Origin of the sequence: Paracoccus sp. Arc7-R13 (assembly GCF_004010775.1) — a bacterium.
Lineage (GTDB): Bacteria > Pseudomonadota > Alphaproteobacteria > Rhodobacterales > Rhodobacteraceae > Paracoccus > Paracoccus marcusii.
Window position 1 is genome coordinate 2,109,571 of sequence record NZ_CP034810.1, and the last position, 24,200, is coordinate 2,133,770.

General features: G+C 66.3%; 30 protein-coding genes and 2 tRNA genes. 13 read left to right on the plus strand and 19 right to left on the minus strand.

Going from position 1 to position 24,200, the window contains the following annotated elements:
* Positions 1-164: 164 nt before the first annotated feature.
* From EOJ32_RS10510 to arsH, 4 genes are read left to right on the plus strand one after another with little or no spacing between them, the layout of a single operon-like run.
* Positions 165-506, plus strand: a complete 342-nt coding sequence (locus tag EOJ32_RS10510; RefSeq protein ID WP_127898525.1) for a helix-turn-helix transcriptional regulator — start codon at positions 165-167, stop codon at positions 504-506.
* Positions 503-940 (plus strand): arsenate reductase (glutaredoxin), encoded by a 438-nt coding sequence (gene arsC / locus EOJ32_RS10515; protein WP_127898526.1) that lies wholly within the window; start codon positions 503-505, stop codon positions 938-940. Before EOJ32_RS10510 ends, arsC begins: the two co-directional genes overlap by 4 nt.
* Positions 937-2,049 carry an ACR3 family arsenite efflux transporter gene (gene arsB, locus EOJ32_RS10520; protein ID WP_127898527.1) on the plus strand — a complete coding sequence of 371 codons (1,113 nt, stop codon included), beginning with the start codon at positions 937-939 and terminating at the stop codon, positions 2,047-2,049. The genes arsC and arsB overlap by 4 nt, the downstream gene beginning before the upstream one ends.
* The gene (gene arsH, locus EOJ32_RS10525; protein WP_127898528.1) at positions 2,042-2,773 is read left to right on the plus strand and encodes an arsenical resistance protein ArsH; all 732 of its coding nucleotides are present in this window, start codon (positions 2,042-2,044) and stop codon (positions 2,771-2,773) included. Before arsB ends, arsH begins: the two co-directional genes overlap by 8 nt.
* A gap of 74 nt (positions 2,774-2,847) precedes the next feature.
* Here arsH and EOJ32_RS10530 read toward each other — a convergent pair whose 3' ends face one another.
* The 6 genes from EOJ32_RS10530 to EOJ32_RS10555 all read right to left on the minus strand — a co-directional run bounded on the left by EOJ32_RS10530 (position 2,848) and on the right by EOJ32_RS10555 (position 7,989).
* Positions 2,848-3,321: a DUF411 domain-containing protein gene (locus EOJ32_RS10530; protein ID WP_127898529.1), complete on the minus strand. Its 474-nt coding sequence runs from the start codon at positions 3,319-3,321 to the stop codon at positions 2,848-2,850.
* A gap of 36 nt (positions 3,322-3,357) precedes the next feature.
* Positions 3,358-3,963 (minus strand): SCO family protein, encoded by a 606-nt coding sequence (locus tag EOJ32_RS10535; protein ID WP_127898530.1) that lies wholly within the window; start codon positions 3,961-3,963, stop codon positions 3,358-3,360.
* Entirely contained in the window at positions 3,945-4,415 is a 471-nt protein-coding gene (locus EOJ32_RS10540; protein ID WP_127898531.1) for a copper chaperone PCu(A)C, read from the minus strand. Before EOJ32_RS10540 ends, EOJ32_RS10535 begins: the two co-directional genes overlap by 19 nt.
* Before the next feature lie 8 nt (positions 4,416-4,423).
* Positions 4,424-5,014 carry an SCO family protein gene (locus EOJ32_RS10545; protein ID WP_127898532.1) on the minus strand — a complete coding sequence of 197 codons (591 nt, stop codon included), beginning with the start codon at positions 5,012-5,014 and terminating at the stop codon, positions 4,424-4,426.
* A 73-nt stretch (positions 5,015-5,087) separates the two neighbouring features.
* The gene (locus tag EOJ32_RS10550) at positions 5,088-5,759 is read right to left on the minus strand and encodes an isoprenylcysteine carboxylmethyltransferase family protein (RefSeq protein ID WP_127898533.1); all 672 of its coding nucleotides are present in this window, start codon (positions 5,757-5,759) and stop codon (positions 5,088-5,090) included.
* A gap of 1 nt (position 5,760) precedes the next feature.
* Complete coding sequence (locus EOJ32_RS10555) at positions 5,761-7,989, minus strand: heavy metal translocating P-type ATPase (protein ID WP_240542406.1); 2,229 nt, start codon at positions 7,987-7,989, stop codon at positions 5,761-5,763.
* Between the two features lie 91 nt (positions 7,990-8,080).
* Here EOJ32_RS10555 and EOJ32_RS10560 point away from each other — a divergent pair, with 91 nt between their 5' ends.
* From EOJ32_RS10560 to EOJ32_RS10575, 4 genes are all read left to right on the plus strand, one after another.
* Positions 8,081-8,515 (plus strand): helix-turn-helix domain-containing protein, encoded by a 435-nt coding sequence (locus EOJ32_RS10560; protein WP_127898534.1) that lies wholly within the window; start codon positions 8,081-8,083, stop codon positions 8,513-8,515.
* Positions 8,512-8,847 carry a YnfA family protein gene (locus EOJ32_RS10565; RefSeq protein ID WP_127898535.1) on the plus strand — a complete coding sequence of 112 codons (336 nt, stop codon included), beginning with the start codon at positions 8,512-8,514 and terminating at the stop codon, positions 8,845-8,847. Before EOJ32_RS10560 ends, EOJ32_RS10565 begins: the two co-directional genes overlap by 4 nt.
* Before the next feature lie 174 nt (positions 8,848-9,021).
* Complete coding sequence (locus EOJ32_RS10570; protein ID WP_089389210.1) at positions 9,022-9,642, plus strand: cation transporter; 621 nt, start codon at positions 9,022-9,024, stop codon at positions 9,640-9,642.
* An 11-nt stretch (positions 9,643-9,653) separates the two neighbouring features.
* Positions 9,654-10,586: a cation diffusion facilitator family transporter gene (locus EOJ32_RS10575; protein ID WP_089389211.1), complete on the plus strand. Its 933-nt coding sequence runs from the start codon at positions 9,654-9,656 to the stop codon at positions 10,584-10,586.
* Between the two features lie 199 nt (positions 10,587-10,785).
* Here EOJ32_RS10575 and EOJ32_RS10580 read toward each other — a convergent pair.
* The 5 genes from EOJ32_RS10580 to tig all read right to left on the minus strand — a co-directional run bounded on the left by EOJ32_RS10580 (position 10,786) and on the right by tig (position 13,437).
* A tRNA-Val gene (locus EOJ32_RS10580) sits at positions 10,786-10,860 on the minus strand.
* A gap of 49 nt (positions 10,861-10,909) precedes the next feature.
* Positions 10,910-11,452 carry a histidine phosphatase family protein gene (locus EOJ32_RS10585; protein ID WP_127898536.1) on the minus strand — a complete coding sequence of 181 codons (543 nt, stop codon included), beginning with the start codon at positions 11,450-11,452 and terminating at the stop codon, positions 10,910-10,912.
* An 18-nt stretch (positions 11,453-11,470) separates the two neighbouring features.
* Positions 11,471-11,544: transfer RNA gene (locus tag EOJ32_RS10590), tRNA-Gly, on the minus strand.
* 42 nt (positions 11,545-11,586) lie between these two features.
* Entirely contained in the window at positions 11,587-12,006 is a 420-nt protein-coding gene (locus EOJ32_RS10595) for a DUF1489 family protein (protein ID WP_045980796.1), read from the minus strand.
* A gap of 96 nt (positions 12,007-12,102) precedes the next feature.
* Positions 12,103-13,437 (minus strand): trigger factor, encoded by a 1,335-nt coding sequence (gene tig, locus EOJ32_RS10600; protein ID WP_127899364.1) that lies wholly within the window; start codon positions 13,435-13,437, stop codon positions 12,103-12,105.
* 156 nt (positions 13,438-13,593) lie between these two features.
* Here tig and selD point away from each other — a divergent pair, with 156 nt between their 5' ends.
* Positions 13,594-14,655 (plus strand): selenide, water dikinase SelD, encoded by a 1,062-nt coding sequence (gene selD / locus EOJ32_RS10605; RefSeq protein WP_127898537.1) that lies wholly within the window; start codon positions 13,594-13,596, stop codon positions 14,653-14,655.
* Here selD and EOJ32_RS10610 read toward each other — a convergent pair.
* The 4 genes from EOJ32_RS10610 to EOJ32_RS10625 all read right to left on the minus strand — a co-directional run bounded on the left by EOJ32_RS10610 (position 14,652) and on the right by EOJ32_RS10625 (position 17,579).
* On the minus strand, positions 14,652-15,149 hold the full coding sequence (locus EOJ32_RS10610) for a phosphatase PAP2 family protein (protein WP_240542407.1): 498 nt from the start codon (positions 15,147-15,149) through the stop codon (positions 14,652-14,654). The genes selD and EOJ32_RS10610 overlap by 4 nt on opposite strands.
* Before the next feature lie 4 nt (positions 15,150-15,153).
* Complete coding sequence (locus EOJ32_RS10615; RefSeq protein WP_045980776.1) at positions 15,154-15,561, minus strand: c-type cytochrome; 408 nt, start codon at positions 15,559-15,561, stop codon at positions 15,154-15,156.
* A gap of 64 nt (positions 15,562-15,625) precedes the next feature.
* Positions 15,626-16,291, minus strand: coding sequence for an ABC transporter ATP-binding protein (locus EOJ32_RS10620; protein ID WP_127898538.1), 666 nt, complete (start codon positions 16,289-16,291; stop codon positions 15,626-15,628).
* Positions 16,284-17,579, minus strand: coding sequence for a lipoprotein-releasing ABC transporter permease subunit (locus EOJ32_RS10625; RefSeq protein WP_240542408.1), 1,296 nt, complete (start codon positions 17,577-17,579; stop codon positions 16,284-16,286). The genes EOJ32_RS10620 and EOJ32_RS10625 overlap by 8 nt, the downstream gene beginning before the upstream one ends.
* Positions 17,580-17,714: 135 nt before the next feature.
* Here EOJ32_RS10625 and radA point away from each other — a divergent pair, with 135 nt between their 5' ends.
* From radA to purF, 3 genes are all read left to right on the plus strand, one after another.
* Positions 17,715-19,079: a DNA repair protein RadA gene (radA, locus tag EOJ32_RS10630; protein ID WP_045999173.1), complete on the plus strand. Its 1,365-nt coding sequence runs from the start codon at positions 17,715-17,717 to the stop codon at positions 19,077-19,079.
* A gap of 42 nt (positions 19,080-19,121) precedes the next feature.
* Positions 19,122-19,715 (plus strand): CvpA family protein, encoded by a 594-nt coding sequence (locus tag EOJ32_RS10635; RefSeq protein WP_127898539.1) that lies wholly within the window; start codon positions 19,122-19,124, stop codon positions 19,713-19,715.
* 130 nt (positions 19,716-19,845) lie between these two features.
* A complete protein-coding gene (gene purF / locus EOJ32_RS10640; protein WP_045980781.1) occupies positions 19,846-21,336 on the plus strand; it encodes an amidophosphoribosyltransferase in 1,491 nt (496 codons plus the stop codon).
* A 57-nt stretch (positions 21,337-21,393) separates the two neighbouring features.
* Here purF and EOJ32_RS10645 read toward each other — a convergent pair whose 3' ends face one another.
* Genes EOJ32_RS10645 through EOJ32_RS10660 form a run of 4 tightly spaced genes read right to left on the minus strand, consistent with a single transcriptional unit; the run spans position 21,394 to position 23,613 of the window.
* Positions 21,394-21,828 carry an NUDIX domain-containing protein gene (locus EOJ32_RS10645; RefSeq protein WP_045983050.1) on the minus strand — a complete coding sequence of 145 codons (435 nt, stop codon included), beginning with the start codon at positions 21,826-21,828 and terminating at the stop codon, positions 21,394-21,396.
* A complete protein-coding gene (locus EOJ32_RS10650; RefSeq protein ID WP_127898540.1) occupies positions 21,825-22,859 on the minus strand; it encodes a 5-(carboxyamino)imidazole ribonucleotide synthase in 1,035 nt (344 codons plus the stop codon). The genes EOJ32_RS10645 and EOJ32_RS10650 overlap by 4 nt, the downstream gene beginning before the upstream one ends.
* The gene (purE, locus tag EOJ32_RS10655) at positions 22,852-23,337 is read right to left on the minus strand and encodes a 5-(carboxyamino)imidazole ribonucleotide mutase (RefSeq protein ID WP_127898541.1); all 486 of its coding nucleotides are present in this window, start codon (positions 23,335-23,337) and stop codon (positions 22,852-22,854) included. Before purE ends, EOJ32_RS10650 begins: the two co-directional genes overlap by 8 nt.
* A 60-nt stretch (positions 23,338-23,397) precedes the next feature.
* Complete coding sequence (locus EOJ32_RS10660) at positions 23,398-23,613, minus strand: YdcH family protein (RefSeq protein ID WP_045983047.1); 216 nt, start codon at positions 23,611-23,613, stop codon at positions 23,398-23,400.
* Positions 23,614-23,735: 122 nt separating this feature from the next.
* Between EOJ32_RS10660 and EOJ32_RS10665 the strand changes: the two genes are divergently transcribed.
* Positions 23,736-24,167, plus strand: coding sequence for a hypothetical protein (locus tag EOJ32_RS10665; protein WP_045983046.1), 432 nt, complete (start codon positions 23,736-23,738; stop codon positions 24,165-24,167).
* Positions 24,168-24,200: the final 33 nt, after the last annotated feature.

Below are 24,200 nucleotides of genomic sequence, written 5' to 3' on the forward strand. Positions count from 1 at the left end.
GACGAGCTCTTGCTGCTGCCGGAGCGCTCGGTGCTGGCGGAGATGATGAGCGACTACGTCGTACTGCGCGAGCAGGCATGGGCGTGCAGGGCCAGCGACGATCGGCGCTGAGCTGCCGCACTCGGGGGATTGATTGTCCCTTACATCTCCAATATTGTGGAGATATGGAGAAGAAAAATACCTTAGCGGCGCTGGCCGCGCTCTCGCAGGAGACGCGTCTCGACATCTTCCGCCTGCTGGTGGAGGCCGGCCCGGAGGGCCGAGCAGTGGGCCGGATTGGCGAGGCGCTCGATCTTCCCTCGGCGACCCTGTCGTTCCACCTCAAGGAGCTGAAGCATGCCGGGCTGGTGACCGTCCGGCGCGAAGGGCGCTCGCTCATCTACGCGGCCAGCTTCGACACCATGACAGGCCTGATCGATTACCTGACCCGTCACTGCTGCGCTGGCGATCCGGCAGCCTGCGGGATCGCTCCCCCGACTGCCGCCGCCCGGAAGGAGACCGCATGACCACCACGATCTATCACAATCCAAACTGCGGCACGTCGCGCAACGTGCTGGCGCTGATCCGTAACTCCGGCGAGGAGCCGGAGGTCATCGAATACCTGAAGACGCCGCCGGGCCGCGAGCGGCTCGTGGCCCTGATCGCCGCAATGGGCATTTCCGTGCGCGATCTCCTGCGCCGGAAGGGCACGCCCTTCGACGAGCTCGGGCTCGACGACCCGAAGTTCTCCAACGACGAGTTGATAGATCTGATGTTGGCGCATCCAATCCTGATCAACCGACCGATCGTCGAGACATCGCTCGGGACCCGGCTCTGCCGTCCGTCCGAGGCCGTGCTGGAGATCCTGCCGAATCCGCAGCAGGGCGAATTCCGCAAGGAGGATGGCGAGCTCGTGGTGGACGCCAACGGACGTCGCGTAAACGAGAGCGCCGCCCGATGAGCAACGACACCTATGCGCCCACGGCCGAGGCCATCGCGGCGCCGCCTGCCGGGATCGGCTTCTTCGAAAAGTGGCTCTCGGTCTGGGTGGCGCTCTGCATCGCCACTGGCCTGCTGCTCGGCAACGTGTTTCCAGGGCTGTTCGAGGTGCTGGCCGGGCTGGAGATCGCTTCCGTCAACCTCGTCGTCGCCGTCCTGATCTGGGCGATGGTCTATCCGATGATGGTGGCGGTCGATTTCGCGAGCCTGCGCCATATCGGCGATCGGCCGAAAGGGCTTGTGCTGACGATCGCGGTGAACTGGCTGATCAAGCCCTTCACCATGGCAGGGCTCGCCGTTCTGTTCTTCGAGGTCCTGTTCGCGGATCTGATTGCACCGGCCGATGCCCAGCAATACATCGCCGGTCTGATCCTGCTGGGGGCCGCTCCCTGCACGGCGATGGTATTCGTGTGGTCGCAGCTCACTCGGGGCGACGCCACCTACACGCTGGTGCAGGTGTCGGTGAATGACGTCATCATGATCTTTGCCTTCGCGCCGATCGTGGCGCTGCTCCTCGGCGTCACCGACATCGTCGTGCCGTGGGAGACGCTGATCCTTTCGGTCGGACTCTACATCCTGATCCCGCTCGCTGCCGGCGCCGCCACGCGCCAGTGGCTCGCGCGGGGACGGCGGGGCGCGGGCGCCGAGGCGGCGGTCGCGCGCTTCACGGCAGCGGTGAAACCCTTTTCGGTGGTCGGCCTTCTGGCGACGGTCGTGCTCCTCTTCGGCTTTCAGGGGCAGATCATCCTCGACCAGCCGCTGCTGATCGCGCTGATCGCGGTGCCGCTGCTCATCCAATCCTACGGCATCTTCGCGCTCGCCTATGCTGCGGCATGGGCCTGGCGCGTGCCCTTCACCGTCGCGGCGCCCTGCGCGCTGATCGGCACGTCGAACTTCTTCGAGCTGGCGGTCGCCGTCGCGATCAGCCTCTTCGGACTTCAATCCGGTGCTGCGCTCGCCACGGTGGTTGGCGTTCTCGTCGAGGTTCCGGTGATGCTATCGCTCGTCGCCTTCGCCAACCGGACGCGGCACCATTTTCCTGGCGATGACGGAGGCGCACGTCATGGCTGATCATCCTTTCCCGATCGAGGATCTGCCGAACGTCGATCCCGCGTCGCTCAGGCCGATCGACGTGGCCGCGCTCGCCGGGCCGGGCGCGCCCACGCATCCGCCGCGCATCCTGATGCTTTATGGCTCGCTGCGGGAACGCTCCTACTCGCGCTTCGCCTCGGAGGAGGCGGCGCGCCTGCTGCGCTGGTTCGGCGCCGAGACCCGCACCTTCAACCCTTCGGGCCTGCCACTGCCGGACGCGGAAGGTCCCGACCACCCGAGGGTCAAGGAGCTCCGCGACCTCGCGATTTGGGCTGAGGGCATGGTCTGGTGCTCGCCGGAGCGGCATGGCGCGATGACAGGCGTCATGAAGGCGCAGATCGACTGGCTGCCGCTGTCGCTCGGCGGTGTGCGGCCGACGCAGGGTAAGACGCTCGCCGTCATGCAGGTCTCAGGCGGCTCGCAGAGCTTCAACGCGGTCAACCAGATGCGCATCCTCGGCCGCTGGATGCGCATGGTGACGATCCCGAACCAGTCCTCGGTGGCGAAGGCCTGGGGCGAGTTCGACGAGGCCGGCCGGATGCGCCCCTCGCCCTACTACAACCGCATCGTCGACGTGATGGAGGAACTCGTGAAGTTCACCCATCTCACGCGCGACCGCTCGGCCTATCTGACCGATCGATACTCGGAGCGGGTGGAAAGCGCTGCAGAGCTGTCGAAGCGCGTCAACCAGCGCTCGATCTGACCGCGTGGGCTATGGAAGGCTAGCGGGCTCCTTGGACTGCAGCGGAATCGTTCTCTGGCCGGGTAAATTTCTGGTCAGGCTGCCTCGTAGCTGGAGAACACCTCTGTCGATCCGTCGCGGCGGATCAGAAAGACGTCATAGGCCTCGCGCTTATCCTCCGGACCCATGCCCGGTGAACCGTAGGGCATGCCGGGAACTGCCAGACCCACGGCGTCAGGCCGCTCCTCAATGAGGCGGCGGATGTCGGCAGCCGGCACATGGCCTTCAAGGACATACCCCCCAGCGTGTCCGGTGTGGCAGGACATCATCTTCTGGGGGACGCCATGGTCGAGCTTGTGGCGGATGAGCAGGGTTCCGTAAAGTTCCTCCTCGGTGACATCGAATCCTTCCGCCTGCAGGTACTCGGCCCACGCGGTGCAGCAGGCGCAGCCAGTGCCCTTGACCACGTGCACGGCCAGCGCGGCTTCAGCCCGCGCAGCGAAGGGAGCCACCAGAGATGCAGCGCAGGCGCCCAACACCAGGTCACGTCGAGATAGATTGAACGTCATTGGTTCTCCTTCGGCGTACGGCATTCGCTCTGGTTCTCAGCTCAGGGCGCGCCGGATTTTGGGAACGGCGTGCCGCCTGTCCTCGTGAAAGTCGATGATGCTCGCAAAGCGTCCTTCGGGATGGAACAGGAACACGCCGGCCGTGTGATTCATCGTGTAGTCTGCATCCTCTCGCGGGATCTTCTCATAGCGCACGCGAAAATCCTCCGCGGCCGCCCTGATCTGCTCTGGGTCGCCGGTCAGTCCGGTGATGCGGGGATCGAAGTTGCCGAGATACTCCGCCAGCACTTCCGGCGTATCGCGCTCCGGATCGACGGTGATGAGCGCGACCGTCAGGCGGTCGGCGTCGGGACCGAGATCCTCGAGCCAGCCCGATATATCGACCAAGGTCATCGGGCAGACATCGGGGCACCAGGTAAAGCCAAAGAACACCAGCGCCGGTCGCCCGACCCAGTCGGCCGGCACAACGGGCTCGCCGCGGTGATCGACCAGACGCCAGTCCATCGACGAGAGCGGCAGCGGCAGACGTGGATCTTGTTGAACGATCTCCCGATCACGGGTTCGCCACGCGCCGAGCCCGAGCGTGAACGCGAGGCCTCCGGCCACGGCACCGAGGCCGGCGATCACTGTGCGGCGTCGCATGCCGGCGCCTCCGCCCGCATCGACAGCACCTCGGCCGAAACCGTCAGCTCTCCGGCCTGCTCGAATGTCAGGGTGACAGGAAAGGACGCGCCTTCTTCCAGCGTCCGGGTCAGGCCCATCAGCATGCCGTGATAGCCGCCGGGGCGGAGCTCGACCGTCTGCCCGGCAGGCACGGGGACTCGCATGGCGTGCGGCATCGAAGCGACGCCATCCTCGACCGTTGTCTCGTGCAGCATCGGTTGTTCCGCGATCGGCGTTGAGATCGAGACCAATGCGTCGTCGGCTGCCCCCTCATTGCGGATCATCACGTACAGCACACCCGGCCGCTGCGTCCCGATAGAGGCACGCGACCAGACTTGCTCCACCGTGATATCGCCTATCGTGAAGGTCTCGCATGCTATGGCAGGGGGTGCGGCGATGAGAAGGGCCAGGATGATCGCCAATCTTTTCATTGTTTGCCTCACAATCTCGTCTGGAGATCGGCCAGAATTTCCGATGCTGGCGTCCCGTAGCTATACTGCCTGATCCAGTGGCCTTCTGGCCCGATCAGGTAAAGGGCCGAACTGTGCGACATGCTGTAGCCGTCGGGGGAGGCCTCGGCCTCCTGACGCTCGTAGAAAATCTTGAAGCTCTCGGCGGCGGCCCGCGTTTCATCCGCAGTGCCGGCAAGCCCGAGGATCGAGGGATGGAACGCCTCCGTGAATTCGGAAAGCCCCATCTGCCGATCGCGCTCGGGATCGATCGAAATGAACAGCGGCTGCACCTGCGCCGCGTCCTCGCCGAGCCCGTCCATCACCTGCGCCACCTCGGCCAGCGTCGTCGGGCAGACATCCGGGCAGTTGGTAAAGCCGAAGAAGACGAGAAGATACTTGCCCCTGAATTCCTCGCCCGTGCGCTCCCGTCCCGCAGCATCGGCCAAGGCAAAGCTCGGCTGAAAGGTCGCCGCTGCGACAGGCTCTTCGTTTCGCGCGCCGAGCATGAAGCCGGCAGTGCCGATCAGGACCAGCGCTACCGCTGCCCAAAGTGCGATCTGCAGTTTTCTCAACGTCATCTATTCCTTCGCCTCGATGCCATCGGAAGCCTTAGAGGCTTCGGCCTGTCGGGATTCAAGTTCTGCCGGCTCACTACCCGTTGATCTCGGCGATATGGGAATTGCGAGTGGATGCTGATTTTGATCCTTCGCCCCAGTGCCGAAAAGCGGCCCACCGAGGGACGCGCTCCCTGAATTCGTCGTATGGCCTGCCGAGCTCCTGGGAGAGCAGACGTTCCTCACTCCGTATTTGAGTGCTCGCCGATGCCCAGAACAGGAGAGCTGCCAACACCGTCGGGACAGAAGGAATGGCAAGGGCGATTCCGACGAGCAGCAGCAATTGGCCCAGAAACGTCGGGTTGCGGCTGATCCGATAGAGGCCACCGGAAACAAGTTCACCGATTGCGGCCGGATCGACACCCACACGCCAGGACGCCCCCATCGACATCTGAGCGGCAAAGGCGACCATCGCGCCCAGAATGGCGAGAAGGTGTCCGGCGAAGCTCAGAAGAGGCAGCCCACCGTCGGCCCAGAACGGGTCGGCGTTCTGGACTTGCGGAGATGCCAGCCAGATCAGTGGCCCGAGAAAGGCGATAGCGAAGGCGGCGCGGAAGCCCGCAGCGGCTAGCCGGTCGCGGCCGGTCGCCCGCCCGAACAGCCATATCGGCCGCCCCGCGGCCCGGGCCGCCGATACGCCGCCCCAGAAGAAGAGCGCGAGGTAGAGCGCAAAGACGGCGAGCGCCGACCAGCCGAACGGAGACAGCATCTCAGGTCTCCTCCGGATCGAAAGCGAGAAGCCGCAGCGCGTTCAGCGTGACGAGCACCGTCGCCCCGGTATCGGCGAGGATGGCGATCCAGAGCCCGGTAATGCCAAGGATGGTGGTCACCAGAAACACCGCCTTGAGGCCGAGCGCGATCGCCACGTTCTGCCTGATGTTCGCCATGGCTGCGCGAGCAAGGCGTATCTTGCCGGCCACGTCGGTCACCCGATTGCGCAGGATCGCGGCGTCCGCGGTTTCGAGCGCGACATCCGTTCCCGAGCCCATGGCCACGCCGATGTGGGCGGTGGCGAGCGCAGGGGCATCATTGATGCCGTCGCCCACCATCATGACATGGCCCGTGGCCGTCATCTCGCGGACCGCCGCGACCTTGTCTTCAGGCATCAGTTCGGCGCGATGCTCAATGCCCAGCCCAGCGGAAATGGCTGCTGCCGTGCGCCGGTTGTCGCCGGTCAGCATCACCGACGCGATGCCAAGCGCCTTGAGTTGCTGCACCGCGCGGGCGGCATCCTCTCGGGGTTCGTCCCGGAGCGCGACGAGTCCGACAAGCTGGCTCCGGCGGAAGACCGCGACGACGGTCTTGCCTTCATCCTCCATGCCGACCACCGCCCCACGCGTGCTGTCGTCCAACACACCGCGCTCCTCGGCGAACCGTGGAGAGCCTACCCAGGCGGGTTCACCCTCAACGACTGCCTCTGCCCCTTTGCCCGGGAGTGCTCTGGCGGCGGTCGCGGCCAGGGACGGCGCTCCCGCAGCTTCCGCGCGGGTCAAGATCGCTTCCGCCAGAGGATGGCTCGACCCCGCTTCGACGGCGGCAGCCAGCGCCAGCACCTCCGTTCCCGATCCCGAGATCGGCACCACGTCCGTGACGCGCGGCCGCCCGTAGGTCAGGGTCCCCGTCTTGTCGAATGCGACATGCGTGGTGGCCGCCGCGGCCTCGATCACGGCGCCTCCCTTCATCAGGAGTCCGCGCCGCGCGCCGGAAGAAAGCGCAGAGGCGATGGAAGCCGGCACCGAAATCACCAGCGCGCAGGGACATCCGATCAAGAGCAACGCGAGCGCGCGGTAGATCCAGGTATCCCAGGCTTGCGCGAACGCGAGGGGCGGAGTGATCGCCACCAGCACCGCAACCCCGACGACTGCGGGCATGTAGATACGGCTGAAACGATCGATGAAGCGCTCGACCGGCGCCCGGGCGCTTTCCGCTTCCTCGACCAGCCGAATGATACGGGCAATGGTGTTGTCCTCGGCCGACTTGGTGACCCGGACACGCAGCGCCGCCTCGGAATTGATCGAGCCTGCAAAAACCGGGGACCCCGGCTCCTTCAGCTTCGGCACACTCTCCCCCGTGACGGCGCTCTCGTCGACGCCCGAAGTGCCCTCGATCACCTCGCCGTCTGCCGGGACCCGGTCCCCCGGGCGCACCAGAACGATCTGGTCCACTTGCAACTGGTCGGCCGGTATCACCCGTGTCCTGCCGCCGATCTCGAGGAGCGCAGTCTTCGGCACCAGGCGAGCGAGCGCCCGGATCCCGTCGCGCGCCTTGTTCGCCGCCACGCCTTCGAGAACCTCCCCAACAGCGAAGAGGAAGACGACCAGCGCCGCTTCTTCTGCTGCATTGATGACGAGCGCGCCGGTGGCGGCGATGGTCATCAGCATCTCGATCGTGAACGGCATACCCGCTCGGGCGGACGCCACGGCGCGGCGCGCGATTGGCGCAACCCCGATGAGCGTGGCGAGGACGAATGCCCAGGTCGCCACGTCCTGGGAAGCGAGCAGTTTCACGGCCCATGCCGCCGCGAGGAGGAGCCCGGTGCCGATCACCAGTCTGCCCTTCGCAGTTCGATACCAACGCGAACCGGGCGCAGGGCCGGTCTCGGGCTCTGTCGATGCAGTGTCGGGCTCGAGTCCTGCGCCATCCCGCGAGCGGTCCGCACGGGACGCTTGCTCGCCCTCCGGCAGCACGAAGCGTTTTCGGTCGGGGCTCGATCCTTTCGCTGCGATCCCGTAGCCGAGCCGCTTGACGGTCGCCTCGATCTGATCGCGCGGCGTCTGCCCGTCGTCGAGGGTTAGCCGAAGCCGCTCAGTCATAAGCGCCACGTCGACGTCCCTCACGCCCGGCAAGCGTTCGACCGCACCCCGGACCTTGTTGGCGCAGGACGCACAGTCCATCCCGGAAACCGTCCACTCGTAGGTTGCACTGTCGCTCGCTGTCATCACGCCCTTCCACCCGCCCAGCGGGCGACGTTGTATTTACTGAGTCGGGAATGTAAGGTCTCTAGTAGCTATAGCTTCAAGAGGCAATCTGATGCTCACCATCGGAAAATTGGGTGAGGCGGCCGGCGTAAAGGTTCCGACGATCCGCTACTACGAGCAGATCGGGCTCCTGCCGGAGCCGGAGCGCAGCGCCGGAAACCAGCGGCTCTATGGGGATTCGGCGCTGGATCGGCTGGCGTTCATCCGCCACGCGCGCGAGCTTGGGTTTCCGCTGGACGCTATCCGGGACCTTCTGAGCCTCTCCGATGAGCCCGATCAATCCTGCGCAGCCGCCGACGTCATCGCGAAGAAACAGCTCACCGCCGTCAAGGCCCGGATCGCGCGGCTCACGGCGCTGAAGGCAGAGCTCGAGCGCATGATCGCGCAGTGCGCACAGGGCACCGTGGCCGACTGCCGCGTGATCGAGGTGCTGAGCGATCATTCACATTGCGCGCAAGACCACAGGACGTCCGGGGCCGCCGAATGACGGCGCTGCCGACCCTGGCGATCTATGCCGCCGCGGCTCTGGCGGAAATTGCGGGCTGTTTCGCGATCTGGGCTTGGTGGCGCCTCGGCGCCTCAGCGGTTTGGCTGGTTCCAGGCGTTGCGAGCCTGATCGCCTTTGGCTGGCTCCTGGCGCAGATCGACTCGGCCTTCGCCGGGCGCGCCTACGCAGCCTACGGGGGCGTCTACATCGTGGCGTCCGTGCTCTGGATGTGGCTGGCCGAAGGCGAGCGACCCGACCGCTGGGATCTCACAGGCGGCGTCGTTTGCCTTGCGGGCGCGGCCCTGATCCTGCTCGCCCCGCGCGGCGTCTAGACATAAATCCACGCGCAGCCCTTGAATCTTAGTGACTAGAGGAACTAGAACTGCCTCTCGGCCGATTCTTGGGCAGCAAGCTGCCTCTTTTCTGGCGGGGATCGAGTGGCTTGCGCATGCAGGGCAAATGAGGCCGCCTTGATCCGACGGCCAGCACGAACGGAGGCGAACCTGATGACCAAAGAACTGCCAAAGGATCCGGATGAACGTCAGCGCCGTACGCTCTGGACGGTTCTGCTGCTGAATGCGGCCATCGCCATCGGCTTTTTTGCGACAGGTGCATTGGGCGACTCCAGTGCGCTGATCGCCAACGGTCTGGACAACACCTCCGACAGCTTCGTGTACGCCATCAGCCTTTTCGCCCTGTCTCGTTCGGACAAATGGAAGCGTGCGGCCGCTAACGTGTCGGGGGGGCTGCTGCTGATCTTCGCGGCCGGTATCCTGATTGATGCCGTCCGCCGTTTCTACACCGGTTCCGAACCACTCGGCCCGCTCATGATCTCCATGGCGCTCATTGCCGCGGTCGTTAATGGCATCTGCATCTGGCTCCTTGGTCGGCTCGAGGATCCCGACGTGAACGTCCGAGCGGCTAACACATTTAGTCTCAATGACTTCATTTCGAACGGCGGGATTCTCGTCGCAGGCGGTCTGGTCTGGTTGCTGGGCAGCAATTGGCCCGATCTGGTGGTCGGTATCGCGGTCGCCGGCGTCGCCGCCTGGGGCGGTATCGAAATCCTGCGCGACGCGCATGGCGAGCACCACAAGGCGGTCCATCAAGATGACGGCAAGACTTAAGCGAGAACACGATGTCTCACGACCATGGCCACGCACATATCGACCCCAAGTCCGGCGACCGACGGGTTTCCATTGCGATCTGGGCGAACGCGCTTTTGACGGTCGCCCAGATCGTCGGTGGCATCCTGTCCGGCAGCCTCGCCCTGATCGCCGATGCGCTGCACAACTTCTCCGACATGGCGTCCCTCGTGATCGCCTTCGCTGCGCGCAAGATCGCGCGGCGGCCCGCTGACGAGAGGATGACCTTCGGTTACGGCCGCATCGAAATCGTCGCCGCTCTGATCAACTACACCACGCTGATCCTCGTTGGCTTCTATCTCATCTACGAGGGCGGCATGCGGATGATCGACCCGCCCCAGGTCGCTGGCTGGACTGTGGTCATCCTCGGCGGTGTCGCGCTGGTGGTGGACACGCTGACGGCGCTGCTCACCTATTCGATGCAGAAGGGCAGCGTGAACATCCGTGCCCTTTTCCTGCACAACCTGTCGGACGCCCTGGCATCGGTCGCCGTGATCGTGGGTGGCGCGCTGATCATCCTTTACGACATGCGGTGGGTCGATCCGGCGATCACCATCGGCATCGCGCTCTATATCCTCTACTTGGCTTTGACCGAGATCGGTGGGCCGATCCGGACCCTGATGCTCGGCAGCCCGCCGGACATCGACAACGACGCGGTTGTCGCCGCGATGCGTGGCATCGACGGGGTGGCTGACATCCACCACGCCCATTTCTGGCAGATGGAAGAGCATGCTGCTGCGCTCGACACACATGTGGTGGTCGAGGTGAATGCATGGGATCGCCTCGAGGACATCAAGCACGCGATAAAGCGGGCGCTTGAGAGCGAATTTGGCATCACGCACTCGACGCTCGAGTTCGAGCGACAAGATCGGGCCCACCAGAATGCTAGCCTCTATGGACATGGAGGAAAGGAGGATGCGGACTGATGCGAGCTGCAGTGTGGTAACGATCCCAAGATCGCTATAACGGAAACAATGACTTAGGGTGGAGAAGGTTGGATATCAGGCCCATCCCCTCCGCCATTTTCCATCAGTTCAGTTCCGATGGCCAATGTGGCATTTTTCAACAGAATAGTGCCAATGTCCCATTTTAGGGCCATGCTGTCGTGATGTCCGAATTGATGCATGGTGGCCCGTGAGAGATTCGAACTCCCGACCGGCCCGGTGTAAACGGGACGCTCTACCACTGAGCTAACGGGCCACGCTCGCCGCGCATAAAACCGATTTGGGTACCGCTTGGCAAGGGCGGATCAGACATCATCCACGTGGCGCATGACGGTTTCTGCACCGTTGCGGATCACGTGGATGCCGCCTTGGTGAATCACCCCATGGGCCAGATGAGCGGGGGCTTGGCCCAACGCAAGGCATCGCAGCATGCGCAGGGTGATGCCATGGGTCACGACCAGCGTGGGGCCGGTCAGGTCCATCAGGAATGCCCGGCACCGTACCTCCAGTGCGGCGAACCCTTCGCCGCCCGGGCAGCAGTCGTACCACGCTAATTCGCCACCGCGGAACAGGTCGGGATGGCGGCCGCGAAGATCACGCTCCAGGTGCCCCGCAAATTCACCCACGCAGATTTCGGACAGGCGCGCATCATGCCGGAACCTGTCGCCAAACACGATCCGCGCCGTCTGGTCGGCCCGTCCAAGCGGGCTGGAGACGCGAAAGCCGTCGATCCCGCGCGTCAGATGCGCCAGCCATCCGGCCTGACGTATCCCGCGGTCGGACAAGGGGGAATCCCCGCGGCCCTGCAGGCGGCCTTCGACGTTCCAGAGCGTCTCGCCATGGCGCATCAGATACAGATCGGGAAGTGGAGCGGGTGAAGGGAATCGAACCCTCGTCGTAAGCTTGGGAAGCTTCTGCTCTACCATTGAGCTACACCCGCATCGTTCGTCCGGATAGCGGCTGGCCGCAGTCCCGTCAAGCCTCAGCGCAGGCCCATGTCAGCCAAGGCGGCAGCGATGGCGGGGGGCAAGGCCTCCTCCAGCGCGCGGCCTGCGGGCAGGTCCGGTGGCGCATCCGCAGCGGCCAGATAACGCCAGCCTTGGAACGGACGGCGCGGAACGGCCGCAACCCGAACCAGGTCGCGGTCCAGCACGATGCCGCAGCGCTGGATACCGTCGGCACCCTCGACCCGTTCCAGGGTCAGGATGCGCTGGCGGGCCATCATGACGCCCTTGAAGACCCAGAAGATCGACCCGCCTTCCAGCAGCTCCGCCTCGCGCTTGGGCCACATGCGCGTGACGTGACGCGCCGGGCCGGACCCGAACCGGGTCTGCCACGCAGCCAGCTCATCGGGGCCTTCGGCACCCACGCACAGTTTCATCAGGTGAAGGCTTGTCGTCATGGCGATCACCTAGTCGCGCCCGACCCGTCCATCAAGCCCCGAACGCAAAAGGGCCGCATCCGAAGATGCGGCCCCTGCGCGGTCAGTGGACCGAAATCACAGCTCGTCCAGCGCCTCGACGGCCTTTTCCAGCTCTGCCTTGGTCACGGTCTTCTCTTCGACCTTGGCCTTTTCGGCGATCAGGTCGACGACCTTGTCCTCGAAGATCGGCGCGCGCAGCTGCTGCTGGGCGGCCTGGTTCTGCTGGATGAACTCGAAGAACTGACGCTCCTGGCCCGGATACTGACGGGCGGCGCGCAGCACGGCCTGGGTCATCTCCTGGTCGGTCACAGTGACCTCGGCCTTCTGGCCGATCTCGGCCAGCAGCAGGCCAAGACGCACGCGGCGCTCGGCCAGGGTCTTGTGCTCTTCGGTCGGCTCGATGGCATCGTGGTTGTGGCCCTTAACCTCGGGGTTCTCTTCGTGCCACAGCTGGTGCGCGATCTGGGCGGCCTCGGCCTCGACCAGCGACTTGGGCAGGTCGAACTTGACCGCCGCATCCAGCTGGTCCAGCAGCGAACGCTTCATGATGGCGCGGGCGGCGCCGGCGTATTCCGCCTCCAGACGCTCGGTGATCTGCTTCTTCAGACCGTCCAGGTCGTCGGCGCCGAACTTCTTGGCCAGCTCGTCGTCGATCTCGGCCTCTTTCGGGGCCTTGACCGCCTTGACCGTGCATTCGAAGGTGGCGTCCTTGCCGGCCAGGTGCGGTGCGCCGTATTCCTCGGGGAACTTCACCTCGACCTTGACCTCGTCACCGGCCTTCACACCGACCAGCTGGTCCTCGAAGCCGGGGATGAAGCTGTTTGAACCCAGGACCAGCGGATAGTCCTCGGCCGCGCCGCCCTCAAAGGCCTCGCCGTCGACGAAACCCTTGAAGTCGATGGTGACCTGGTCACCGTCCTTGGCTTTGGAGCCTTTCTTGCGGTCCTCGAAGGACTGCGACGACTTGGCCAGGTTCTCCAGCGCCTCGGTGACGGCCGCGTCTTCGGCGGGCACGGTCAGCTTTTCCAGCGACAGCGCGGTCAGGTCGACCTCGGGGATCGCGGGCAGCGTCTCGTAGGTCACGTTGACCACGACGTCGTTGCCCTCTTTCCAGGTTTCGCCGTTCTCCATCTCGACCTTGGGCTGGGCGGCGGGGCGGTCGCCCGACTTCTCCAGGTGGTCCTTCAGCGCGCCGTCGATGGCGTCCTGCATGGCCTCGCCCAGGATGCGCGGGCCGAACTGCTTCTTCAGCATCGCCATGGGCACCTTGCCCTTGCGAAAGCCCTTCATCTCGACTTCCGGCTGAGCTTCTTTCAGCTTGGCGTCGACGGCTTTGGCCAGGTCTGCTGCGGGCAGCGTGAACTGATACCCGCGCTGAAGACCGTCGTTCTGCGTTTCCTTGACCTGCATCATCGTCCTCATAGAAAGAAGGGCCACCGATCCGGCGGCCTGAAAATTTGAGCCGTTCTAGTCGCCGTGCCGCTGGCCTGCAAGCAGATTGCGGTCACCCGGCGCTGGAACATCCCCGCCGCCGCGCTATGCTGCGTCCAACCGACAGGAGTCCCCATGACCGCCACCGACATGCAAGAACCGCGCCTGACATCCCTGACCCATGGCGGCGGCTGCGGCTGCAAGATCGCGCCGGGCGTCCTGTCGAACCTGCTGCGGGGCAGCGCCGCCCTGCCCGTCCCGCCCGAACTGCTGGTGGGGATCGAGACGTCGGACGATGCGGCCGTCTACAAGCTGAACGACCGGCAGGCGCTGGTGGCGACGACCGACTTCTTCATGCCCGTGGTGGACGATCCGCATGATTTCGGTCGCATCGCGGCGACCAACGCCATCAGCGACGTCTATGCGATGGGCGCGACACCCATCTTGGCGCTGGCGGTGGTGGGCATGCCGATCAACGCGATCTCTCATGCGACGATCGCGGCGATCCTGGATGGCGGCGCTTCGATCTGTCGCGAGGCGGGCATCCCCATCGCCGGCGGCCACACCATCGATTCGGTCGAGCCGATCTATGGCTTGGTGGCCTTGGGCCTGATCGACCCTGCCCTGCTGAAGCGCAATGCCGAGGCACAGCCGGGCGACCTGTTGGTGCTGGGCAAGCCCTTGGGCGTGGGCGTCATGTCGGCCGCGCTGAAGAAGGGTCAACTTGACGACGAAGGCTATGCCCGCATGATCGAGGTCACGACCAAGCTGAACCGCCCCGGTCCGGACCTCGCCGCCATCGAGGGCGTGCATGCGATGACCGATGTCACCGGCTTTGGTCTGGGGGGGCACGGGTTGGAGATGGCGCGCGGATCGGGCTGCGATCTGATGATCGACTGGTCCGCCGTGCCGCGTCTGCCGGGCATCGACGCGCTGATCGCGGCGGGCCATGTCACCGGCGCCTCGGGCCGCAACTGGGCCAGCTACGGCGAGGGCGTGGCCCTGCCGCAGGGCTTCGGCGATGCCGAACGCGCGCTGCTGACCGATCCGCAGACCAGCGGCGGGCTGATGGTCGCCTGCGCGCCGGACGCGCTGGAGGCGGTGCAGGCGGCCTTTGCGCGCCACGGTTTCGCGGATGCCGACGTCATCGGCGAGGTCGGCCCGCACAGCGACGCGCCGCGCGTCATTCTGCGCTAGAAGCGCAGGCCGAAGCTGATCGCGGCCCCTTCGGAGCCGATGCCAAAGCTGGCCGCGCCGAAGCTGATCCCGATCAGCGCACCGGCCAGCGCCTGATCGGCCGTATGTTCGCCGGCCTGCACACGGCTGAAAGCGGTCAGCCCCGCGGCGCCATAGGCGGCGGCGCCCAAAGCGGGATCGTCCTCCCAGCACTTGCCGGCCAGATCCGCGGCCCCGAACCCCGCGGCGGCGGAATGCCCCGACGGGAAACCCCGCCCCTCTCCGGTCGGACGGGTGCCCAGGGGCGATCCGTCGAACACCGCCTTGAGGCCCAGCACCACCGCCGCCTGCAGGGCACCGCGCACGGCGAAATCCTCCAGCCGATCCTGATCGGCCGCGCAGACGGCTGCCGCCAGCGGCAGCGCATATTTCATCGTGGTCCCGAACCGTTCCAGCCCGTCAGCACCCGCAGGCAAGGCCAGCATGCAGGTCAGCCCGACAATCGCCGCGCGCATGGCTTTAGCGCTGCAGGGTCTGGAGGTAATCCGCCAGCGCGACCAACCGCGCCGGCGTGGCGACGCGCTGTCCCGAGCCGTCGTCATACATGACGACCGGCCCCTCGCGCAGGACCTCAAAGATCGGCATGTGCGATTCGCTGCGTCCCATCGTGTATCCGACTAGCTGGCCCATCACGCGGGTCTTGGGGAACACGCCCCCATCCTGTGCGGCCAGCATGGTCAAGTCCGCGGGCGCGGGCACCATGCCCACGGCGGCGGGCCCGTTACCCCGTCCGCCCGGCCCGTGACAGCTTGCGCAGTAATCCGCGTAATCGCGCGCCGCGCCCGTCGGTTGCGCCTCGGGCGCGCAGGCGGCGACCAGCCCCGCCAGCGCCAATCCCGCCACCCCTGCCATCATCACTGCCCGCATCGTCCGTGCCCCCGTCGGTTGTCGTTTTGTCCAGCATGCACCCGCGCGCGGGGCGGTGCAACGATCAGGCGGCGGTCAGGCGCACCACACGGTCCATCCGTGCGGCCAGGGCATGGTTGTGCGTGGCGATCAGCGCCGACAGGCCGGTATCGCGCACCAGACCCATCAGCACGTCAAAGACCCTGTCCGACGTCTCGGGGTCTAGGTTGCCCGTGGGTTCGTCCGCCAGCAGCAACGCGGGCTGGTTCGCCAGCGCCCGGCAAAAGGCCACGCGCTGCTGCTCTCCGCCCGACATCTGCGCGGGGCGGTGATCCGCGCGATGCGCCAGGCCGACGCGGTTCAGCAGGTCGGCGGCCCGGGCCTGCGCGTCACGGGGGGCTGTGCCATTGGCAAGCTGCGGCAGGACGATGTTCTCGGCCGCGCTGAATTCGGGCAGCAGGTGGTGGAACTGATAGACAAAGCCCAGCTCCTGCCGCCGCGCCTCGGTCCGCGTGCGGTCCGGCAGGCCGGTCATGTCGCGGCCGGCCAACCACACCCGCCCCGTATCGGGCGTGTCCAGCAGCCCCGCGATGTGCAGCAACGTCGATTTCCCCGCCCCCGACGGGGCGACCAGCGCCACGACTTCTCCGCGCGCGACGGTCAGGTCCAGCCCGTCCAGCACCGTCACAGGCGCGGGACCGTCCTTGGCATATGTCTTGCCCACGCCCTCCAGCCGCAACACGTCACTCATAGCGCAGGGCCTCCACCGGGTTCATGCGCGCGGCGCGGCGCGCGGGAAAGATCGTCACGACGAAGGACAGCGTCAGCGACAGCGCCACCGCGCGGAAGATGTCCCAGGCCCGCAGGTCGGCGGGCAGACGATAGATGCCGCGCACCTCGGGCTGCCACGCGCCGCCCCCGGTCAGCGCGTTCAGGGCCGCCATGATGTTGTCCACGTTCAGCGCCAGCGCCACGCCCAGGATCACCCCCGCGATCGTGCCGATGATGCCGGTGAAGGCCCCGCACAGGAAGAAGACGCGCAGGATCGACCCTTCGGTCAGGCCCATCGTGCGCAGGATGCCGATGTCGCGGCCCTTGTTCTTGACCAGCATGATCAGCCCGCTGGTGATGTTCATCGACGCGATCAGGACCAGCACCGACAGGATCACGAACATCACGTCGTCCTCCATGTCCAGCGCGGACAGGAACGACCCGGAACTGTCGCGCCAGGACCAGGTCTGCGCGCCCTCTCCGGCGGCGCGCATCAGGGGCAGCGTCCAGTCGTCCACGCGTTCGGGGTCGTCGACGAAGACCTCGATCTCGTCCGCGACACCCTCTCGGTTGAAATAGGACTGCGCCTCGGCAAGGGGCATGTAGACCCGCGTGCGGTCGATGTCATAGCGCCCGGCGCTGAAGATATAGGTCACCTCATAGGCGTTCACCCGCGGGGTCGTGCCCATTGCGGTGCGCGCGCCCTCCGGCGCGATCAGGCGGATGCGGTCGCCCACCCCCACGCCCAATTCGCGCGCGATGCCCGACCCGATGGCGATGCCCTGATCGAACCGCGCAAGGTCACCCTCGGACGTGGCGGGGTCGACGATCCGGGGCATCGCCTCCAGGTCGGCCCGCGTCACGCCGAAGACCTCGGCCACATTGGAGGAGTCGTTGGCGCTGGCCATCACCTGACCCTTGATGATCGCCGCGGTGCGGGTGACGCCCGGAACCTCGGCCAGCCGCGCGGCCATGGCCTCATAGTCGGCGATCCGACCGGGTACGACATAGACGTCGTCGGTGAACTCGTTGGTGATGGTCTGCGGCGCCATGTAGACGGTCGTGTGCGCGTTCGCGCCCAGGATCGTGTCCACGAACTCGGCCCGGAAGCCCGCGCGGACGGCCAGCGTGGCGATCAGCGCCATGACGCCCATGGCGATGCCGATCAGGCTGATCCAGGTCATGACGCTGACGCCGCCCTCGGCGCGCCGCGCCCGCAGGTACCGCCAGGCGATCATGAATTCGAAACGCGAAAAGCCTATCGCCATGGTCCAAGCCCCTGAATTTCCGCCCGGACCCTGCCCCCGCCGACCCCGAAATTCAACCCGACAAAGGCGTGAATGCCTTGCATTCGTGCTAATACCCACCTTGCGACGCCCGTCCCCCGGTGCGACATGAGGGGCATGGCAAAAGCGACAACAGCCTTCACCTGCACCGCCTGCGGCGCCGCCCACAAGAAATGGGCCGGGCGCTGCGACGCCTGTGGCGCCTGGAACACCATCATTGAGGAAGCGCCCCTGTCCCAGGGCCCCGGCCGGGGACTGGGCGCGGCCAAGGGTCGGGCCGTACCCCTGTCGGGCCTGTCGACCAGCGAACCGCCCCCGCCCCGCTTCCTGTCGGGCATCGACGAGCTGGACCGCGTGCTGGGCGGCGGCCTGGTTCCCGGCTCGGCACTGCTGGTCGGCGGCGATCCGGGCATCGGCAAGTCGACGATCCTGCTGCAGGCAGCCGCGGCGTTTTCGCGCGCGAACTATCAGGCGATCTATTTCTCGGGCGAGGAGGCCAGCGCACAGGTCCGGATGCGCGCCGTGCGCCTCGGGCTGGCCGAGGCACCGATGCGCCTGGGGGCCGAGACGAACCTCAGGAACATCCTGACCACGCTGGACGCCGAACGCCCCGACGTGGCGGTGATCGATTCGATCCAGACCCTGTGGTCCGACACCGTCGAAGCCGCACCGGGCAGCGTGGCCCAGGTCCGCGCCGCCGCCCACGAGCTTGTGACATTCGCCAAAAGCCGCGGCGTTGCGGTGATCCTGGTGGGGCATGTCACCAAGGACGGCCAGATCGCGGGCCCCCGCGTGGTCGAGCACATGGTCGATTGCGTCCTGTATTTCGAGGGCGAACGCGGCCACCAGTTCCGCATCCTGCGCAGCGTCAAGAACCGCTTTGGCCCGTCCGGAGAGATCGGCGTGTTCGAGATGACCGGCAGCGGCCTGGCCGAGGTCACGAACCCGTCTGCGCTGTTCCTGTCGGAACGCGGGCAGCCCATCGCCGGCAGCGCGGTCTTTGCAGGCATCGAGGGCACCCGCCCGGTCCTGACAGAGGTTCAGGCGCTGGTGGCGCCATCGACGCTTGCCAGCCCCCGGCGCACCGTCGTGGGCCTGGACAGCGGCCGCGTCAGCACGATCCTGGCGGTCCTCGAGGCACGCTGCGGGATACCATTCGCGGGGCTGGACGTGTTCCTGAACGTCGCGGGCGGCATGAAGGTCGCGGAACCCGCGGCAGACTTGGCGATCGCCGGCGCGCTTCTGTCGGCGCGCGAGGATAACGCCCTGCCTCCGGAGGCCGTGCTTTTCGGCGAAATCAGCCTGTCGGGGGCGCTGCGCCCCGTGTCGCAGACCGAAAACAGGTTGAAAGAGGCGCAGAAACTTGGTTTTTCACAGGCTATCCTGCCCGACGCCTCCAAGGTCGAGGGCCAGTCGGGGATGGCCCTTCGGCGCATCACCGATCTGACCGCATTTGTGGGCGAGGTCTTCGGCGCCGGCTGAACCGCCTGATACTGAACGACAACCGGCGCAAGGGGCGGTTTTATGGACGGATTTACGATCATTGATGCGGTGGTGGCGGCTGTCATCATCCTGTCGGCCATCCTGGCGTGGTCGCGCGGTTTCGTGCGCGAATCGCTGGCGATCCTGGGCTGGATCGGGGCGGCCGTACTGGCCTTCCTGTTCGCGCCGACGGTGCGGCCAATGGTGGCGCAGCTGCCGGTGCTGGACCGCTTCATGGGCGACAGCTGCGAGCTGGCGACGATCGCGGGCTTTGCCGTCGTCTTCGCGCTGGCGCTGGTGATCTTCTCGATCATCACGCCGCTATTCTCCTCGGTCGTACAACGCTCGGCCCTGGGTGGCGTGGACCAGGGGATGGGTTTCCTGTTCGGCGTGGCGCGCGGCATCCTGCTGGTCGCGATCGCCTTCATCGTCTATGACCGCGTGATGACCACGCAGGACGTCCCGATGGTCGAGAATTCGCGGTCTGCCCAGGTCTTCGAGCGCATGCGCGGCCAGATGGACGACCAGATCCCCACCGACGCGCCGGGCTGGATCGTGACCCGCTATGAACAGATGGTCATGGGCTGCACCGCCACCGGCACCCCCGTCACGACCGAAGCGCCCGCCGCGAACTGATCCGCCATGACAGGCAGATGACGAAAAAGCGCCCCTGCGGAACCGCGGGGGCGTGACTTTGTCGGCCGTCGGCACTACATGTCCCCCGACAGCACGACGACATCAGCCCCCACAGATCGAGGCCCGCGCGATGCAACCTTTCCTGGCCCATCCGTTCGATTCGGACCGTCTGCACGAGGAGTGCGGCATCTTTGGCGCGATCGGCGTAGTCGATGCCTCGAACTTCGTGGCCCTGGGGCTGCACGCGCTGCAGCACCGCGGACAGGAAGCGGGCGGCATCGTCGCCCACCATCCCGACTTCGGCTTCAACAGCGCCCACCGGTTCGGCTATGTCCGTGACAATTTCACGAAGCCCGACCTGATGGCGACGCTGCCGGGACAGCTGGCCATCGGCCATGTCCGCTATTCCACCGCCGGGACCAAGGCAAACACCGCAATCCGCGACGTGCAGCCGTTCTTCGGCGAATTCCACATGGGCGGCTGCGCGATCGCGCATAACGGCAATATCACCAATGCCGCTGCCCTGCGCCGCGAACTGATCGAGCGCGGCTCGATCTTCCAGTCGTCGTCGGACAGCGAATGCATCATCCACCTGATGGCCCGGTCGATCCAGCGCAACATCCCCGAGCGGATGAAGGACGCACTGCGCCGGGTCGAGGGCGCGTTCAGCGTCATCGCCATGACCCGCACCAAGCTGATCGGCGTCCGCGACGCCTTGGGCGTGCGTCCGCTGGTGCTGGGCCGCGTGGGTGAGGATGGGTACGTCCTGGCGTCAGAGACCTGCGCGCTGGACATCATCGGCGCCGAATTCCTGCGCGAGATCGAGCCCGGAGAGATGGTTGTCATCTCCAAGGGCCAGATCGAATCGTCGCGGCCCTTCGGCCCGTCGACCGGGCGCTTTTGCATCTTCGAACACGTGTATTTCTCGCGCCCCGATTCGATCATTGGCGGGCGGTCGGTCTATGAGACCCGCCGCCAGATCGGCGTGGAACTGGCCCGCGAGGCACCGGTCGAGGCCGATCTGGTCTGCCCGGTTCCCGACAGCGGCACGCCCGCGGCGATCGGCTTTGCGCAAGAATCGGGCATTCCCTATGGCATGGGGATCATCCGCAACCAGTACATGGGCCGCACCTTCATCGAGCCCACCGACCAGATCCGCAATATGGGCGTCCGGTTGAAGCTGAACGTGAACCGGGCACTGATCCGCGGCAAGCGGGTCGTGCTGGTCGACGACAGCGTGGTCCGCGGCACCACCAGCCGGAAGATAAAGGACATGATCCTCGATGCGGGCGCGGCCGAGGTGCATTTCCGGATCGCGTCGCCCCCGACGGCCTGGCCGTGCTTCTATGGCGTGGACACGCCAGACCGCGACAAGCTGCTGGCGGCGAACATGTCGCCGGAACAGATGCGCGAATGGATCGGCGTCGACAGCCTGTCCTTCGTGTCGCTGGACGGGCTGTACCGCGCGGCGGGCGAGGCTGCGGGCCGCGACCCGCAGGCGCCTCGCTATTGCGACGCCTGTTTTTCGGGCGACTATCCGGTGGCGCCCTTCGATCAGCTGGAGCGCGGCTTCCGCATGAAGGTCGGATCCGAGACCGCGGTCAAGCAAGCCGCCGAGTAGTTGCGTCCCGCGACGGCCGGGGGGCCAGCCCCCCGGACCCCCCGCCGTGGTTCCGCATCAGCCGACGATCCGCTCCAGCGGGTCGTATCGTGCCGTGCCATCTCCCCAGATCGCATCGCCCAGCATATCGGGCTTGTGCCTAAGCGTGGTCAGTTCGGCACGGGTGACCCATCGCGCACGGTTCACGACGCCTTCGGGATCGGTCAGCGTCAACACGTCGGGCCCTGTCAGCGTGGCGCGGAAATGCACCTCGACCTGGTGAAACCGCCGGGAGGGGTCGTGGAATTCGTTCACCAGGAAGGGATCACCGACGGCGATGCTCAGGCCCGTCTCCTCCAAAACCTCGCGCGCCAGATTGTCGGGCAGCGAGGCTTGCGGTTCGACCCCGCCGCCCGGCAGGCACCACAGGTCGGACTGCTGCCCCGGATAGGCATTCACCACCAGCACGCGATCGCGATGCAGGATCGCGGCACGCACCGCCAGTCGGATCATCCGGCGATCCGGTTCACATGGCCCATCTTGCGGCCCGGCCGCGCCTGCCCCTTGCCATAGAGGTGAACCTGCGTCCGCGGCTGTGCCAGCAGCGCGGGCACACGGTCCATGTCGTCGCCGATCAGGTTCTCCATCACCACGTCCACATGACGCTTGCCGTCGCCCAAGGGCAGTCCTGCCACGGCGCGGATATGCTGTTCGAACTGATCGACCGCGCAGCCGGCCTGCGTCCAGTGGCCGGAATTGTGCACGCGGGGCGCGATCTCGTTCACGATCAGTCCCTCCGGGGTCACGAACAGCTCGACCCCCAGCACGCCGACATAATCCAGCGCGTTGGCGATGCGCGCGGCGATCAGCACCGCGTCGGTGGTCACCCGCCCGGGCAGGCCGCAGGGCACCGTGGTGGTGCGCAGGATGCCGCCCTCATGGACGTTCAGGCCCGGATCGAAGGCCGCCACCTGGCCATCGGTGCCGCGTGCGATGATCACGCTGATCTCGGCAGTGAAGTTCACGAACCCCTCCAGGACCGACGGTGCGCCGGTCCAGTCGGCCGGACCCTCTCCGATGCGCACCTGCCCCTTGCCGTCATAGCCCATGCGCCGGGTCTTGAGGATCGACGGGCGACCGATCCGCGCGATGGCGTCGTCCAGCGCGCCCTGATCCGGCACGTCGGCAAAGGGCGCGACGGTCAGGCCGATGTCGGTCAGGAAGGTCTTTTCGGTCAACCGGTCCTGCGACACGGCCAGCGCGCGCCGCGCCGGGCGGATGGGGCGCAGACTTTCCAGCAGATCCAGTGCGCTGGTCGGCACATTCTCGAATTCATAGGTGATGACGTCGACGCTGTCCGCAAAGGCCCGCAGCGCGGCCTCGTCCTCATAGGGAGCGGTCGTCACGCGCCAGGCGACGTCACCCGCAGGGGCGGCGCCCGGTTCGAAGATGTGACAGCGCAGGCCAAGGCGGCTTGCGGCCGCCGACAGCATCCGGCCCAGCTGGCCGCCGCCCAGGATCCCGATGGTGCGGACCTCAGTCATCGACGGGCTCCTCGGGTATCGAGGCCGACAGCGCCATGCGCCAGTCGTCCAGCCGCTGCGCCAGCGCCGGGTCGTTCAGCGCCAGGATGCCCGCGGCCATCAGCCCCGCATTGGCGGCACCCGCCGCTCCGATCGCCATCGTGGCGACCGGATAGCCCTTGGGCATCTGCACGATCGAATACAGCGAATCGACACCGGACAGCGCCTTGGTCTGAATCGGCACCCCGATCACCGGGACGCGGGTCTTGGACGCCATCATGCCGGGCAGATGGGCCGCGCCCCCTGCCCCCGCAATGATCACGTGCAAACCACGCCCGACCGCCGACTTGCCATAGTCCCACAGCCGGTCCGGGGTGCGGTGCGCGCTGACGATGCGGGTGTGATAGGGCACGCCCAGTTCGTCCAGGATCTGTGCCGCCTCGCGCATGGTCGGCCAGTCGGACTGGCTGCCCATGATGATTCCCACCGCTTCGGTCATCTATCGTCCCCGTATTGTGCGCCGCGTGCCTGTCCTAGCGCGGGTCCGCGCGGGTCGCAATCAGGCGATGATGTCGGGGGTCAGCTCATCCTCCAGTCGGGCGATGCGATCCTTCAGCGACAGTTTCTGCTTCTTCAGCCGCTGCAAGGCGACGGAGGCGGTCAGCTGGCCCTGAAGGGCGGCGATGGCCTCGTCCAGGTCGCGATGCTCGCAGCGCAGGGCCGCAAGACGGGCGCGGCTGATCTCGTCGTGGTTCATCGAATGCTGCATGTTCATCGGGCGGGCTCTTGGGAAATGCCGTGGTTCCGACTTATAGCGCGTCGCGCGGCATCTGTTAAGCTGGCATCGACAAACCACACGGCTCACGCCATCGTGAGGGTGTGTCCCGGAGGGTTGCCATGTCGCGGCTTGCCACCATCCTTGCGCTGATGATCGCCGGCCCCGCCGCGGGCCAGTCCGATGGCGATGTCACCTGGAACACGGGGCGCCTGCCCGACGGGCCCGGCCACGCTGCCGAGATCGCCTATGAGGGACGCAGGCTCAGCTATGTCTGCCGGCCCGGCGATGCGGGACGTCTGGTGATCGACGGGATGGGACAGACCGATGATCCGATCGTCGTCCTGGTCGACGGACAGCGGATCGCCGTGCCGTCCGACATGACGAACGGCGTCCATTCGATCGCCGCCGATCCCGGATCGCAGCTGTTGTCGGCGCTGACCGGGGGGCGGCAGGTCACCCTGCTGGCCGGGCCGGTGACCCTCAGCCTGCCGTTGGAGGGGTCTCGGCGCGCGATCGGACAGGCGATGGAGGCCTGCGACCTTCGGCCCTGACAGCGCGGATCTTGCAAAACGATGCCGTCCTTT

Bases quoted from the DNA above. Each gene is read 5' to 3' on its own strand.
- EOJ32_RS10625 (WP_240542408.1), bottom strand. From the start codon at position 17,579: ATGGCGATAGGCTTTTCGCGTTTCGAATTCATGATCGCCTGGCGGTAC.
- EOJ32_RS10555 (WP_240542406.1), bottom strand. From the start codon at position 7,989: ATGACAGCGAGCGACAGTGCAACCTACGAGTGGACGGTTTCCGGGATG.
- radA (WP_045999173.1), top strand. From the start codon at position 17,715: ATGGCAAAAGCGACAACAGCCTTCACCTGCACCGCCTGCGGCGCCGCC.
- EOJ32_RS10615 (WP_045980776.1), bottom strand. From the start codon at position 15,561: ATGCGGGCAGTGATGATGGCAGGGGTGGCGGGATTGGCGCTGGCGGGG.
- EOJ32_RS10540 (WP_127898531.1), bottom strand. From the start codon at position 4,415: ATGAAAAGATTGGCGATCATCCTGGCCCTTCTCATCGCCGCACCCCCT.
- EOJ32_RS10565 (WP_127898535.1), top strand. From the start codon at position 8,512: ATGACGGCGCTGCCGACCCTGGCGATCTATGCCGCCGCGGCTCTGGCG.
- purF (WP_045980781.1), top strand. From the start codon at position 19,846: ATGCAACCTTTCCTGGCCCATCCGTTCGATTCGGACCGTCTGCACGAG.
- EOJ32_RS10585 (WP_127898536.1), bottom strand. From the start codon at position 11,452: ATGCGCCATGGCGAGACGCTCTGGAACGTCGAAGGCCGCCTGCAGGGC.
- EOJ32_RS10560 (WP_127898534.1), top strand. From the start codon at position 8,081: ATGCTCACCATCGGAAAATTGGGTGAGGCGGCCGGCGTAAAGGTTCCG.
- EOJ32_RS10545 (WP_127898532.1), bottom strand. From the start codon at position 5,014: ATGACGTTGAGAAAACTGCAGATCGCACTTTGGGCAGCGGTAGCGCTG.
- arsC (WP_127898526.1), top strand. From the start codon at position 503: ATGACCACCACGATCTATCACAATCCAAACTGCGGCACGTCGCGCAAC.
- EOJ32_RS10575 (WP_089389211.1), top strand. From the start codon at position 9,654: ATGTCTCACGACCATGGCCACGCACATATCGACCCCAAGTCCGGCGAC.
- arsB (WP_127898527.1), top strand. From the start codon at position 937: ATGAGCAACGACACCTATGCGCCCACGGCCGAGGCCATCGCGGCGCCG.
- tig (WP_127899364.1), bottom strand. From the start codon at position 13,437: ATGCAGGTCAAGGAAACGCAGAACGACGGTCTTCAGCGCGGGTATCAG.
- EOJ32_RS10535 (WP_127898530.1), bottom strand. From the start codon at position 3,963: ATGCGACGCCGCACAGTGATCGCCGGCCTCGGTGCCGTGGCCGGAGGC.
- EOJ32_RS10530 (WP_127898529.1), bottom strand. From the start codon at position 3,321: ATGACGTTCAATCTATCTCGACGTGACCTGGTGTTGGGCGCCTGCGCT.
- EOJ32_RS10645 (WP_045983050.1), bottom strand. From the start codon at position 21,828: ATGATCCGACTGGCGGTGCGTGCCGCGATCCTGCATCGCGATCGCGTG.
- EOJ32_RS10665 (WP_045983046.1), top strand. From the start codon at position 23,736: ATGTCGCGGCTTGCCACCATCCTTGCGCTGATGATCGCCGGCCCCGCC.
- EOJ32_RS10510 (WP_127898525.1), top strand. From the start codon at position 165: ATGGAGAAGAAAAATACCTTAGCGGCGCTGGCCGCGCTCTCGCAGGAG.
- EOJ32_RS10550 (WP_127898533.1), bottom strand. From the start codon at position 5,759: ATGCTGTCTCCGTTCGGCTGGTCGGCGCTCGCCGTCTTTGCGCTCTAC.
- EOJ32_RS10610 (WP_240542407.1), bottom strand. From the start codon at position 15,149: ATGCGCGCGGCGATTGTCGGGCTGACCTGCATGCTGGCCTTGCCTGCG.
- selD (WP_127898537.1), top strand. From the start codon at position 13,594: ATGACCGCCACCGACATGCAAGAACCGCGCCTGACATCCCTGACCCAT.
- EOJ32_RS10570 (WP_089389210.1), top strand. From the start codon at position 9,022: ATGACCAAAGAACTGCCAAAGGATCCGGATGAACGTCAGCGCCGTACG.
- EOJ32_RS10635 (WP_127898539.1), top strand. From the start codon at position 19,122: ATGGACGGATTTACGATCATTGATGCGGTGGTGGCGGCTGTCATCATC.
- purE (WP_127898541.1), bottom strand. From the start codon at position 23,337: ATGACCGAAGCGGTGGGAATCATCATGGGCAGCCAGTCCGACTGGCCG.
- arsH (WP_127898528.1), top strand. From the start codon at position 2,042: ATGGCTGATCATCCTTTCCCGATCGAGGATCTGCCGAACGTCGATCCC.
- EOJ32_RS10650 (WP_127898540.1), bottom strand. From the start codon at position 22,859: ATGACTGAGGTCCGCACCATCGGGATCCTGGGCGGCGGCCAGCTGGGC.
- EOJ32_RS10660 (WP_045983047.1), bottom strand. From the start codon at position 23,613: ATGAACATGCAGCATTCGATGAACCACGACGAGATCAGCCGCGCCCGT.
- EOJ32_RS10620 (WP_127898538.1), bottom strand. From the start codon at position 16,291: ATGAGTGACGTGTTGCGGCTGGAGGGCGTGGGCAAGACATATGCCAAG.
- EOJ32_RS10595 (WP_045980796.1), bottom strand. From the start codon at position 12,006: ATGACGACAAGCCTTCACCTGATGAAACTGTGCGTGGGTGCCGAAGGC.